9 protein-coding genes are annotated in these 13,685 nt (G+C 73.5%); all 9 read left to right on the top strand.

Annotated features, from left to right (window positions below; genetic code table 11):
* Positions 1–34 precede the first annotated feature (34 nt).
* Entirely contained in the window at positions 35–2,293 is a 2,259-nt protein-coding gene (locus tag ACWD3E_RS24525; protein WP_451389702.1) for an MMPL family transporter, read from the top strand.
* 112 nt (positions 2,294–2,405) lie between these two features.
* Entirely contained in the window at positions 2,406–2,663 is a 258-nt protein-coding gene (locus tag ACWD3E_RS24520) for a phosphopantetheine-binding protein (RefSeq protein ID WP_451389701.1), read from the top strand.
* 5 nt (positions 2,664–2,668) lie between these two features.
* Positions 2,669–4,210 carry a class I adenylate-forming enzyme family protein gene (locus ACWD3E_RS24515; protein ID WP_451389700.1) on the top strand — a complete coding sequence of 514 codons (1,542 nt, stop codon included), beginning with the start codon at positions 2,669–2,671 and terminating at the stop codon, positions 4,208–4,210.
* A gap of 5 nt (positions 4,211–4,215) precedes the next feature.
* Positions 4,216–5,847, top strand: coding sequence for an FAD-dependent monooxygenase (locus ACWD3E_RS24510; protein ID WP_451389699.1), 1,632 nt, complete (start codon positions 4,216–4,218; stop codon positions 5,845–5,847).
* A gap of 130 nt (positions 5,848–5,977) precedes the next feature.
* Complete coding sequence (locus tag ACWD3E_RS24505; RefSeq protein WP_451389698.1) at positions 5,978–8,203, top strand: anthranilate synthase component I; 2,226 nt, start codon at positions 5,978–5,980, stop codon at positions 8,201–8,203.
* Positions 8,200–9,036, top strand: a complete 837-nt coding sequence (locus ACWD3E_RS24500) for a 4'-phosphopantetheinyl transferase superfamily protein (protein ID WP_451389697.1) — start codon at positions 8,200–8,202, stop codon at positions 9,034–9,036. The genes ACWD3E_RS24505 and ACWD3E_RS24500 overlap by 4 nt, the downstream gene beginning before the upstream one ends.
* A complete protein-coding gene (locus tag ACWD3E_RS24495) occupies positions 9,033–10,976 on the top strand; it encodes an FAD/NAD(P)-binding protein (RefSeq protein WP_451389696.1) in 1,944 nt (647 codons plus the stop codon). Before ACWD3E_RS24500 ends, ACWD3E_RS24495 begins: the two co-directional genes overlap by 4 nt.
* 67 nt (positions 10,977–11,043) lie before the next feature.
* On the top strand, positions 11,044–12,528 hold the full coding sequence (gene pcaB / locus ACWD3E_RS24490; RefSeq protein WP_451389695.1) for a 3-carboxy-cis,cis-muconate cycloisomerase: 1,485 nt from the start codon (positions 11,044–11,046) through the stop codon (positions 12,526–12,528).
* Positions 12,525–13,373: an alpha/beta fold hydrolase gene (locus tag ACWD3E_RS24485; protein WP_451389694.1), complete on the top strand. Its 849-nt coding sequence runs from the start codon at positions 12,525–12,527 to the stop codon at positions 13,371–13,373. The genes pcaB and ACWD3E_RS24485 overlap by 4 nt, the downstream gene beginning before the upstream one ends.
* The last annotated feature ends 312 nt before the right edge of the window (positions 13,374–13,685 follow it).

Here is a 13,685-nt window from a genome sequence, read left to right as displayed (position 1 = left end):
GCATCCCCCCAGCGGGGCTTCATGGAGGAAATGTATGTTCAACAAGCTGGCCGCTCTGGCGACCGGCCGCCGAAAGCTGGTGCTCTGGCTAGGACTGCTGTTCTGCGTCGTGGCCGGAGGACTCGGTGGCGCGGTCAACGCCAAGCTGTCCTCCGGTGGTTACGAGGTACCCGACGCGCCTTCGACGCAGGCGAACAAGATCCTCGGCGAGCGCTTCGGCACCGGTGAGCCCAACCTCGTCCTGCTCGTGAAGACGCCGAAGGGCCCCGACGACCCCGCCACCGCCGCCAAGGGCGCCGAACTGACCAAGAAGCTCGCGGCCGAGGAGGGTGTCGAGGAGGCCGCCTCCTACTGGACGCTGGACAAGGCCCCCTCGCTGCGCGCCAAGAAGTCCGACTCCGTCCTCCTCCTCGCCCACCTCAAGGGCAACGAGGACCAGGTCGACGACCACCTCGCCAAGCTGCGCCCGCACTACAAGGACGGCTTCGAGGGCCTCCAGGTCAAGTTCGGCGGCCGGGCCGAGGCCTACCGCGAGATGAACGAGCAGACCCAGAAGGATCTGGCGCTCGCCGAGAGCCTGGTGCTGCCGCTGACCCTGATCCTGCTGGTCTTCATCTTCCGCGGGGTGATCGCCGCCCTGCTGCCGCTGGCCGTCGGTATCGTCGCCATCATCGGCGCCCTCGCGGTGCTGCGGGTGCTGGTCGAGCTGACCGACGTGTCGGTGTTCGCGATGAACCTCACCACCGGCCTGGGCCTCGGCCTCGGCATCGACTACAGCTTGTTCGTGGTCAGCAGGTACCGGGAGGAACTGCGCAAGGGTGCCGCAGTCAACGACGCCATAGCCACCAGCCTGCGCACCGCCGGACGTACCGTGCTGTACTCGGCGATCACCGTGGCGCTGTCGCTGTCCGCGCTGCTGCTGTTCCCGATGTACTTCCTCCGCTCCTTCGCCTACGCCGGCATCGCGGTCGTCGCCTTCGCGGTGCTCGCCGCGCTGGTGCTGCTGCCCGCGCTGCTCGCCGTCATCGGCACCCGCATCAACAAGTGGTCCTGGAACCGCAAGAAGGCCGAACAGAACGTCGAGAGCGGCTTCTGGCACCGGCTCGCCACCCTGGTCATGCGCCGTCCGCTGCCGATGGCCACCGGCGTCATCGCGATTCTGCTGCTGCTCGGCTCGCCGTTCCTCAACATCCATCTCAACCTCGCCGACGAGCGCACCCTGCCCAAGGACGCCGAGGCCCACCAGGTGGGCACCGTCCTGGTCGAGGACTACTCGGCCCGCGAGATGGAACCGCTCATGGTCGTCGCCGAGCACGCCGGCGACGCCGCCACCCGTGACGCGCGCGTCGGGGCCTACGCCGAACAGCTGTCGAAGCTCGACCACGTCGCCCGTGTCGACGCGGTGACCGGCTCCTACAGCGACGGCAAGCAGATCGCGCCGGCCGGCGCGATCAACGAGCGCTACGCCAAGGGCGAGGGCACCTGGCTGTCGGTGATCCCGGAGGTCGGCTCCTACAGCAGCGCCGGCCAGCACCTGGTGGACGACGTCCGGGAGGCGAAGGCGCCGTTCGATGTGAAGGTCGCGGGCACCGCCGCCGCCTTCAAGGACACCATGAACTCGCTGACCGACCGCATGCCGTGGAGCCTGCTGCTGATCGCCGTCTCCACGTTCGTGCTGCTGTTCCTGATGACGGGCAGTGTGCTGATGCCGGTGAAGGCCTTCGTGCTCAACCTGCTCAGCCTCACCGCCACCTTCGGCGCCATGGTCTGGGTCTTCCAGGACGGCAACCTCAAGTGGCTGACCGGCGACTTCACCGTCACCGGAGGCATCGTCGCCACCACTCCGATCATGATGTTCTGCGTGGCTTTCGGCCTCTCCATGGACTACGAGGTCTTCCTGCTGTCGCGCATCAAGGAGGAGTACGACCGCACCGGCGACAACACCCGCGCCGTCGCCCTGGGCCTGCAGCGCACCGGTGGCCTGGTCACCGCCGCTGCCGCGCTGATCGCCCTGGTCTTCATCTCCTTCCTGGTCTCCGGCATCACGTACATGAAGCTGCTCGGCCTCGGTCTCGCCCTGGCCGTGCTGATGGACGCCACGCTCGTCCGGGGCGTGCTGGTACCGGCCTTCATGCGGATGGCCGGCCGCTACAACTGGTGGGCGCCGCGCCCGCTGGCCCGGATCTACGAGCGCTACGGCCTGAGCGAGGGCGAGGACGCCCCGGCCTCCGCGCTCGCCGGTGAGGGCACCGCCGTGCCCGCCGGGCGCACGCCCACCGACGTCGACCGCTGATCCGGCCGGCATCACAACCCCTTCTCCCGGCGGGGCCTCACAGCCACCGGGGCCCCGCCGGCCTCAACCGCGCACCAGCGAAACGCCCATTCGAAACCCGAGGGGAAGACCCATGTCCGACCAGCTCACCCCGGGCCACGCGCTCCTGCTGGAGTTCGTTGACCTGCCCGAACTCCTTGACGGCATCGGCAAGGACGACGACCTGACCACGGCCGGACTCAACTCCGGCGACCTGATCCGGCTCGCCCTCGCCATCGAGGAGCGCACCGGCAGTCCGCTCGACGACGACGAACTCACCGCGCTGCACACCATCGAGGGCATCGACCAGGTGCTCACCGCGCGCTCCCACTCCGCGAACGAGGCCCTCTGATGTGGATGGCCCACTTCGTCCGGCGGCATGCCGGCCAGCGGCCCGACGCCATCGCGGTCGCCGACGAGCGGATCTCGCTCACCTGGCGCGAACTCGACGAGCGCACCGACGCGTTGGCCGCCGGTCTGCTGGACCGCGGGTTCACGCCCGGTGAACGGCTGGTGGTCAGCTCGCCCAACCGTGTCGAGGTACTGGAGCTGTACATCGCGGCCGGCAAGGCCGGGGTGATCGTCTGCCCCGTCAACCACTCCTTCCCGGCCCCGGAGGTCGAGCACGTCGTCGCCAACTCCGCGCCGCGCGGCGTGATCGCCGAACAGGGGGTCCTGGACCGGCTCGGCGACGCGTTCGGCGACAGCTGGCGCATCGCCCTGGACAGCCCCGCGTACGAGGAGCTGCTCGCCACCGCCCGACGGCCGCTGCCGCTGCCGCGGCAGGACGACCTCTTCGCGATCCTGCACACCTCGGCCACCACCGGCCGGGCCAAGGGCGTCGCCGTCACCCACCGTTCCGTGTCGGCCTGCTACACGGCGCTGGCCGCCGAGGCCCGGTTCACGGCGGACGACGTCATGCTCAACCCGTGCCCGCTGTTCCACGGCTCCATGGTGATCGGTCTGGCCCTGCTCGCGGCCGGCGGAACCCTGGTGCTGCAAAGGGAGTTCGCCCCGCAGCGGTTCCTCGCCGAGGCCGCCGGGCGCGGCGCGACCCGCGCCTTCCTGGTGCCGTCCATGGTCCGCTTCGCGCTGCGCACCAAGGCGTTCGACACCACCGACCTGTCCACCCTCGTCGACGTCATGTTCGGCGGCGCCCCCATGCCGGAGGAGCTGCTGCGCGAGGCCCTGGACCGCTTCCCCTGCCCGTTCCGCGGCATCTACGGCATCACCGAGGGCGGCGGGCCGATCGCCACGGTCGTCTTCGGCGGGGCCGAGGACCACGGTGCCGACGCCGCCGCCCGGGAACTGCGCCTGCGGTCGGCCGGCCGGATGCTGCCCGGCTGCCACATCGAGGTCCAGGACAAGAACGGCAAGGCGCTGCCGGCCGGGGAGATCGGCGAGATCTGCGTCCGTGGCGACGGCATGATGAACGGCTACTGGAACAACCACGCGGCCACCGAGTCCACCCTGCGCGACGGCTGGCTGCGCACCGGCGACCTCGGCTACGCGGACGCCGACGGCTACCTCTACCTGGTCGACCGGATCAACGACGTCCTCATCCGCGGCGGCCAGAACGTCTACCCCGCCGAGATCGAGCGGGTCCTCGGTGCCCAGCGCGGCGTCGCCGACGCGGCCGTCGTGGGCGCCCCCTCGGAGGAGTGGGGCGAGGTGCCGGTGGCGTTCGTCGTCGCCGAGGGCGAGGACGTGTCCGCGGCGGGTCTGCTGAAGGCCTGCGCCAGCGAACTCGCCAGCTACAAGCGGCCGGCGCGCATCGAATTCGTCTCCGAGATCCCGCGCAGTGCCGCGGGCAAGATCCTCCGCCGCCAGCTGCGGGAGCGTTTCGCCGACGGGATGCCGGGGGCCGCCCCGATGCCTCCCGGGGACCGGGGAGTGTGAGCGCCATGAGAGTCGCATGCATCGGCGCCGGCCCCGGCGGGCTCATGCTGGCCCTGCTGCTGCGCCGCCTCGGCGGCCACGAGGTCGACGTCTTCGAACGCAGTCCGGCCGGTGCCACGTACGGCTTCGGTGTGGTCTTCTCCCGCTTCAGCCTGGCCCGGCTGCGGCGTACCGCCCCCGACGTGGTGGCCGCCCTGCTGGACCGCGGCGCCCGCTGGGACGACGTGGAGGTGCGCCGGGACGGCGAGTCCGTGCGCTCCTCGGGCCACGGCTTCGCCGCCGTGGAACGGCGCGCCCTGCTGACCGCGCTGCACGGGCTGGCGGAGCAGGCGGGCGCCCGGCTGCACTTCAACACCGAGGTGGACGCGGCCGACCTGGTCGGGCGCTACGACCTCGTGGTCGCCGCCGACGGTGCCGGCAGCCGCACCCGGACGGCCCTCGCCACAGAGTTCGGGGCCCGCGTCACCCCGGCCCGCAACCGCTACGCCTGGTTCGCCGTGGACCGCGCCTTCGACGCGATGACCTTCCTGTTCGCGGACAGCCCCCACGGCCCGCTGGGCGCCCACGTCTACCCCTACGGCCCTGACCGTTCGACATTCCTGGTCGAGCTCGGCGAACGGACCTGGGAGCGGGCGGGGTTCACCGAGGGCCACACCCGGCCCCCGGGCTGGAACGACGAGCAGGCCATGGAGTTCTGCGCCGAGGTGTTCGCCGAGCACCTCGCCGGTGCCCGGCTGCTCGGCAACGGCTCGCGCTGGCTGGAGTTCCCCCAGATCACCAGCGCCCGCTGGTCCGCCGGCCGTGTGGTGGGCCTCGGCGACGCCGTCCACACTGCGCACTTCTCGGTCGGCTCGGGCACCACCATGGCGTTGGAGGACGCCGTCGAACTCGCCCGGCGGCTCGCCGAGCACGCCGACGGCGACGACCTCGACGCGACGCTCGCCGCCTACGAGGCCACCCGCCGGCCCATCGTGGAGTCCGTACAGCAGGCCGCCTGGGCCAGTATGCGGATGTGGACGCACCCCGAGGAGCACCACACGCTGGACCCGGCGACGCTGATGCTGCGGTTGCTCACCCGCACCGGGCAGTCGTCCGCCGACGTCCTGCTGCGGCTGGATCCCCAACTGGCCAAGATCGGCGAGGGGGTGACCGCCCTGCCTGAGGGCCCGGTCCCCGCGGTGGTGCCGTCCGACCGGCCCGCCGGTCCCGGCGACGCTCTGCTCCTCGCACCCGGAGCACGGCCCCCCGCCGGGCACGGCGGGCCCCTGCTGGTCGCGGCGACCGCCGACGACGAGGCCGTACAGGCCGCCGGGGAGCAGCTGCGGAAGCTGCGGGCAGAGTGGCCGGAGGCCGCCCTCGGGGTGCTCGTCGAGGCACCCGCACCGGCCGAGGAGCCCGTGGCCCGCGCGGTCACCGCGCTCAGCGCGCTCGCCCGGTCCGTCCCGCTCGACATCGTCGCCGTGGCACCCGGTGCGCAGCAGCCGGCCGCCGACCGCACGGCCCGATCGGCGTTCACCGAACGGCTGACGGCGGCGGGGACCTGCACCGCGTACGTGTGCCGCCCGGCCGAGCTGAGCCAGGGCTGGGCCCATGTGCGCTCCGGCCGCGCCGACTTCGTATGGACCACCGGCGCCTGACCGTTCCGGCGCCGCTGGCCCGTGTTTCCGACCGGGCCACGACAACTCCGTTCCCGGGCCGCCCCTGACGCGCGGGCCGACCACTTCCCAGCCCCGGAACACCACCGGGGCCGAGAAAGGAATTTGGCGCATGCCCCTGCTGGAATCCACCCGGCCGTATATCGGCCTGGCAGCCCCGCCCGGGCGGTGGACGACACCTGTCGGAGTCGAGGTCGCCCGCACCACCGAGCACCTCGGCGGCGCCGCCGCCACCCGCGCCGCCCTGGAGGACGTTCTCGACGAACGCCGCGGCATGCTGCTCTTCCGCGGCCCCGGCCGGATCATCGGCTACATCGACCCGCCGGTGGAGATCACCGCGACCGGACAGGAGATACAGGCCACCGCCCTCAACGAGCGAGGCCGCGTCCTGCTCCCCACCCTGCTGGCCCTGTTCTCCGCCGCGGTCGGACCCACTGGCCGAGCCGAGGCGGACGGCGACACCCTGCGGGTGCGCGGCGGCATGCCGGACGGCACCTTCGCGGAGGAGGACCGCACCCGCCAGGTCGGCGTGTTCGCCGCGATCCGGTCCGTGGTCCAGGGCCTGGCCATCCCCGACGATCCGCTGCTCGGCCTGTACGGCGCCTTCGGCTACGACCTGATCTTCCAGGTGGACCCGGTACCGCTGCGCCAGCGACGCTCGCCCGGCGACCGCGACATGGTGCTGCACCTGCCCGATGCCGTGTACGAGCTCGACCTGGCGAGCGACGAGGCGGTGCGGCACGACTACGAGTTCCGCGTCGGCGCCTCCCGCACCGACGGCCTGGACCGTACGACGCCCTCCTTACCGTTCGTACCCGCCACCCACGCCCCGGACCGTGACCACGCGCCCGGCGAGTACGCGCGGGTCGTGGAGACGGCACGGCCGCTCTTCCGCTCCGGCGACCTGTTCGAGGTGGTGCCCAGCCAGTCCTTCCACCGCCTCGTCCACCGCACCCCCGCGCAGCTGTTCCGCGCCCTGCGCGAGCACAACCCGGCCCCGCACAGCCTGCTGATGAACCTCGCCGAGGGCGAGTACCTGGTCGGGGCCTCGCCGGAGATGTTCGTCCGGGTCACCCCGCGGACCGGACCCGGCGGGCCGACGGCGCTGGTCGAGTCCTCCCCGATCAGCGGCACCATCGCGCGCGGCCGGGACGCGCTGGAGGACGCCGAACGCATCCGTACCCTGCTCAACTCGTCAAAGGACGAGCACGAGCTGACCATGTGCACGGACGTCGACCGCAACGACAAGTCCCGGGTCTGCCTGCCCGGCAGCGTGCGGGTCACCGCGCGGCGCCGGATCGAGACCTACTCCACCCTGATCCACACCGTCGACCGGGTCGAAGGGGTGCTGCGGCCCGACCGGGACGCCCTGGACGCCTTCCTCGCCCACCTGTGGGCGGTCACCGTCACGGGGGCGCCCAAGCTGTCGGCGATCGAGTTCATCGAAGGCAACGAGCGCTCCCCGCGCCGCTGGTACGGCGGGGCGGTGGGCCGTATCGGATTCGACGGCGGCCTGGACACCGTCCTCACCCTGCGCACCATCCACGTGCACGACGGCGTGGCCACGGTCCGCGCGGGCGCGACCCTGCTGCACGACTCGACGCCCGAGGACGAGGAGCTGGAGACCGAGCTGAAGGCGAAGGCGCTGCTCGCCGTCCTGGACGAGCCTGCCGTGCCCGCGGCCCGGCCGCCCCGGCTCACGGTCGACGAACGGCCCGGTTCCGGGCGGCGGATCCTGCTGGTCGACCACCGCGACTCCTTCGTGCACTGCCTGGCCGGCTATCTGCGCGAGACCGGCGCCGACGTCGGCACCTATCGCAGCGGCGGCCATCTGGAGCTGCTGGCCGAGCAGCGGCCGGACCTGGTCGTGCTCTCCCCGGGCCCGGGCACCCCGTCCGACTTCGCCGTCGGGGCCACGCTCGCCGAGGCCGAGCGGCTCGGTATCCCGGTGTTCGGTGTCTGCCTGGGCCTTCAGGGCATCGTCGAGTACCTCGGCGGCACCCTCGGCGTCCTGCCCGAACCCGTCCACGGAAAGCCGTCCCGGGTCCGGCGCACCGAGGCGGACTCCCTGCTGCTCGACGGGCTGCCCAAGAACTTCACCGTGGGCCGCTACCACTCGCTCTACGCCGACCCGGCCGAGCTGCCCGAGAGCCTGCGGGTCACGGCCGCCACCGAGGACGGCCTGGTCGCGATGGCCGTCGAGGCACCGCAACACCAGTTCGCCGCGGTCCAGTTCCACCCCGAGTCGATCATGACGTACGCCGGGCGCACCGGCCGGCTCGTCGTGCACAATGCGGTCGCCCGCCTGACCCGGCCGCAGATCGGGGCATCACGGTGAGCGCGCGGCTCCCGGGCCCGGCGCCGGCGGTCGACACCCCGGAGCCCGTCGACCTGGCCGCGGTCGCGGCCCTGTTCGAGCCCCCGGTCATCGCGGCCCAGGCCCACACCGGCGAGCTGGACTTCGCCGAGCTGCCGGCGCCTGCCCGGGAGCTGCTGCGCGGCTACACCGCGCCGCTGCGCCGCGCGACCTTCACCGCGGGCCGGCTTGCCGCGGCCCGCGCCACCGCGGCGCTGACCGGCACGCCCCGCTGGCTGAGCGCCGACGCCCGGGGGGCGCCGCGCTGGCCGTCCGGGGTGTCCGGCTCGCTCAGCCACACCAACCGGGTCGCCCTGTGCGTGACCGGACCCGACCACGGCACCGGATTCGGCATCGACATCGAACCCCTGGAGACGGGCGAGGAGCTGCTGACCGCCGTGCACTACGTGTGCACCCCGGGCGAGCGCCGCCGCCTGGCCGCGGCGGCCGACCCGGCCCGCGCCCTGCTCCGGCTGTTCTGCGTCAAGGAGGCCCTCTACAAGGCTCTGCCGTCCGACGCCCAGCGGGGCCTGTTGTTCCAGTCCGTGGAGTTGGAGTGGGACGAGCCGCCGGCCGGGCAGGCACCGGGCGAACCGGTCCGGCTGCGCGTCGTGCGCGGCCCGGTGCCCGGCAGCGAGGGCCGCTGCGCGGTCGTGGGCAGCCGCATGGTCGCGGCCGTCGCCCTGCCCCGGCCGACCGGCTCTGGCTCCGTCTCCGGCTCCGGCTCCGGCTCCGGCCGCCGGACCTCCCGCCCCCGGCCCCGCACCGAATTCCGTATCCAGTCCCGCATCCGCCAGGACGGAAAGCAGACATGACCACCAAACAGCACACCGTGTGCGTGATCGGAGCGGGACCGCGGGGGCTCTCCGTGGTCGAGCGGCTCTGCGCCGCCGCCCGCTCCGCCACCCCCGGCACCGCCCTGCGCATCCACGTCGTCGACCCGCAGGCCCCCGGCGCCGGCCAGGTCTGGCGCACCGATCAGTCCTCGCACCTGCTGATGAACACGGTGGCCGGGCAGATCTCGGTGTTCACCGACGAGAGCGTCGATCTGGTCGGCCCCCTGGAACCGGGCCCCAGCCTGCACGGCTGGGCCGAGGCCCTGGTCGCCGGCGACATTCCCGGGCACTACCCCGACGCCGTCCTCGCCGAGGCCAGGGCGCTCGGGCCGGACACCTACCCCACCCGGGCCTTCTACGGCCACTACCTGCGCTGGGCCTTCGACCGTACGGTCGCGGGGGCGCCGGAGTGCGTGACCGTCACCACGCACCAGGCCCGCGCCGTCGCCCTGGACGACGGGACGGGCACCCGGGCTCCAGGACGCCCGCCCCACCAGACCGTCACCCTCGACGACGGAACCCTGCTGGAACAGCTCGACGCGGTCGTCCTGGCCCAGGGACACCTGCCGGCCCGGCCCACGGCCGCGGAGGAGCAGTTCGTGCGGCTCGCCCAGGACCACGGCCATACCCTCATCGCCCCGGCCAACCCCGCTGACGTCGACCTCGACGTCGTCCGGCCCGGCCGGCCGGTCCTGCTGCGGGGCCTCGGGCTGAACTTCTTCGACTACATGGCGCTCCTCACGACCGGCCGCGGCGGCACCTTCACCCGCGACCGTGGACGTCTGGCCTATGTGCCCTCCGGCCGCGAGCCCCGTCTGTACGCGGGTTCCCGGCGCGGAGTGCCCTACCAGGCGCGCGGCGACAACGAGAAGGGGCCGCACGGTCGGCACGAGCCGCTGCTGCTCACCCCCGCCGTCATCGACGGGCTGCGCTCCTCGCACGGCACCGACTTCCTGCGGGACGTGTGGCCGCTGGTCGCCAAGGAGGTCGAGACCGTCTACTACCGGACGCTGCTGGTCGCGAACGGCCGGGCCGACCGCGCCGAGGCGTTCCAGCGGGACTTCCTGGACGCGCTGCCGGGCACGCCCGCGGAGCAGGCCGTACTCGACGTATACGAGTTCGGGGAGAAGGACCGCTGGGACTGGGACCGGATCGCCCACCCCCACGGCAACCAGGAGTTCGGCGGCCCCGGGGACTTCACCGCCTGGCTCCTCGATCATCTGCGCGAGGACATCACCGAGGCCCGCCGGGGCAACGTGAGCGGACCGCTGAAGGCCGCGCTGGACGTGCTGCGGGACCTGCGCAACGAGATCCGGCTGGTCGTCGACCACGGCGGGCTGCACGGCGACTCCCACCGCGAGCACCTGGACCGCTGGTACACGCCGCTCAACGCGTTCCTCTCGATCGGGCCGCCCGCGTCCCGGATCGAGGAGATGGCCGCGCTGATCGAGGCCGGTGTGCTGCACATCGTCGGTCCCGGCCTGCACGTCGGCGTCGACCGTGACGGCTTCCACGCCCACTCGCCGTCGGTGCCCGGCTCCCGGGTCAGCGCCGAGGTGCTGATCGAGGCCCGGCTGCCCGACATCTCGCTGAACCGCACCGAGGATCCGCTGCTGCGGCACCTGCTGGACAGCGGCCAGTGCACCACGCACCGGATCGCCACCCACGACGGCACCTGGACCTACACCGAGGGGCTCGCGGTCACGCCCCGCCCCTTCCAGGTCCTCGACGCCTCCCGGCAGCCCCATCCACGCCGGTTCGCCTTCGGTGTGCCCACCGAGTCGGTCCACTGGGTCACCGCGGCGGGCATCCGTCCCGGCGTCAACTCGGTCACCCTGACCGACTCCGACGCCATCGCCCAAGCCGCGCTGCGGGAGGTGCTGGACGATCACGGCACTTCCCGGCAGACAGCCGCCTGACCGGCCACCCGGTCTCGCCGCCTCGTTCATGACCAGCGGTCCCGACCACGATCGCAGGAGGATACCCATGCTCGACGTGACGCCCCGAGCCCCCCTCACCCCGGAGCCGACGGCTCCGTCACCTGCCGTACCGGCCCCTGCGGAGGCCGGGGCGGACTCCGGACTGCTCTCCCCGGTGCGGGCGGGTACGCCCGTGGAGGCGGCGGTGTCCGACGCTGCGTGGCTGGGGGCCATGGTCGAGGCCGAGACCGCGCTGGTCCGAGCCCAGGCGCGGCTGGGCACCGTACCGGAGGAGGCCGCGCGGGCCATCGGGGAGGCGGCCCGCCCCGAGCGGCTCGACCTCGTCGCGCTGGCCCGCGCGGCCCGGGAGACGGCCAACCCGGTCGTCGGACTCGTCAAGGCCCTGACCGCCGTGGTCGCCGCCCACGACCCGGCCGCCGCCGAGTACGTGCACCGCGGCTCCACCAGCCAGGACATCCTGGACACGGCCACCATGCTGGTCGTACGGAGGGCCGCCGGCCTGATCCGCGCCGACCTCGACCGGTGCGCGGCCGCCCTGGACACCCTGGCCCGCACCCACCGTGCCACCCCCATGGCCGGCCGCACCCTGACCCTGCACGCCGTGCCCACCACCTTCGGGCTGAAGGCCGCCGGCTGGCTGCACCTGGTGACCGAGGCCCGGCGCCGCGTGGACGACCTGGCCGCCGCCCTGCCCGTACAGCTGGGCGGCGCCGCCGGAACGCTCGCCGGCTACCTGGAGCACGCCGGCCACGGCCACGACGGCGCCACCCCGGCGTCCGCCGCGGGCGATTACGCCGACCGCCTGGTGGAGGAGTACGCGCGGGAGACCGGCCTGGCCCCGGCCGTGCTGCCCTGGCATGTGCTGCGTACGCCCGTCGCCGACACGGGAGCGGTGTGCGCCTTCCTCACCTCCGCCTTGGGCAAGATCGCGGTCGACGTCCAGTCGCTGGCCCGTACCGAGGTCGGCGAGGTCACCGAACCCGCCGTGGCCGGTCGGGGCGCGTCCTCGGCCATGCCGCACAAACGGAACCCGGTGCTCGCCACCCTCGTGCGCTCGGCCGCGCTCCAGGTACCGCACCTCGCCGCCGGGCTGTTCGGCACGATGCTCGCGGAGGACGAGCGCTCCGGCGGCGCCTGGCACGCGGAGTGGCAGCCGCTGCGCGAGTGCCTGCGGCTGGCCGGCGGCGCGGCGCACTCCACTGCGGAACTCCTGGCCGGCCTCACCGTCCACGCCGACCGCATGCGCGCCAACCTCGGCCTGACCGGCGGCCAGATCGTCTCCGAACGCGTCGCCGCAGTGCTCACCCCGCTGCTGGGCAAGGGCGAGGCGAGGGCTCTGCTGACGGGCGCCTCGCACGAGGCGGCCCGGCGCGGCACGGACCTCGGCACGGTCCTCGCGGCCGACCCGGAGGTCACCCGCCGTCTCAGCCCGGAGCAGCTGAGCGACCTCCTCGACCCGGCCCACTACCTCGGAGCCGCCGCGCACCTGGCCGACCGGGCGGTGGCCGCCCACGACCGGGCGGCGGCATGACCGCCGCGGCACCCCGGCCGGCCCCGGTCCTGGCCCACTCCCGGCACGGCTCCGGCGAACCCCTCCTGCTGCTGCACGGCATCGGCAGCGGCAGGAGGTGCTGGGAACCGGTGGCCGGGCTGCTCACCGCCCGGCACGAGGTCCTCGCCGTCGATCTGCCCGGCTTCGGCGGCAGTCCCGAACTGCCGTCGCCCGTCCGGCCCACCGCACGGGCGCTCGCCGGGGCCGTCGCCCGCTTCCTCGACACGCAGGACATCGCGACCGCGCACATCGCCGGCAACTCGCTCGGCGGCTGGGTGGGCCTGGAACTGGCCCTGGCCGGCCGGGTCCGCACCCTGAGCCTGCTGTCCCCGGCGGGCCTGTGGCAGGACCGCACCCCGTGGACCACCCGGCTGCTGCTGCGCTCGTGCCGGCTGGCCGCGCCGTGGCTGGCCGGACCGGCGGCGCCCCTGCTGCGTACGGCGCCGACGCGGACGGCGCTGCTCGCGGGCATTTACGGCCGTCCGGCCCGGGTGCCGTACCGGGACGCGAGGACCGCGGCCCAGGACATGGCCGGCGCCCGCGGCTTCGAAGCTACCTGGCGGGCCGTCAGCGCGACGCGGTTCACCGGCGGACGGGAGATCGGCGTCCCGGTGCGGCTCGCGTTCGGCTCCCGGGACGTGGTCCTGCGCGCGGGACAGGCGCGGTTCCTCGACGAGCTTCCGGCGGGGACCGTGCCGCACGTCCTGGCGGGGTGCGGCCACCTGCCGATGCACGACGCGCCGGAGGCCGTGGCGCGGTTCATTCTCGACACCACGGCGAGCGGTCCGGCCGGAGACGACGGCCACTCCACGAACCGCCCATGACGAAGGCGGCCCCCTCCGGGAGGCCGCCTTTGCACTGTTGATGATCTCCTGGCCCGGGCCTCGCCGACTCCCTGCCGCTGAGCCATGACCGCTTTGCCCGATCGGATGCGCCCACCCCTGCGAAGACGGATTCGCGGAGGACCTGGGCCGCCGAACGGACCGCCTGCGGCCGTCCCACGCTGCTTGTCCAGCCGGACCCGTACGTGGGCCTCCGGGAGGCCCACGTCGTGAAGGTCCAGCAGTGGGCCTCCCGGCACGGGGTGGCAACGGGGTCTGCGGAAGCGGCGTAGCAAAGCCGGCTAGTCAGACCCT

This window comes from Streptomyces sp. NPDC002676 (genome assembly GCF_053592455.1).
Note: the sequence above shows the minus strand (reverse complement) of the source record. Positions and strands in the feature narration are given on the sequence as shown.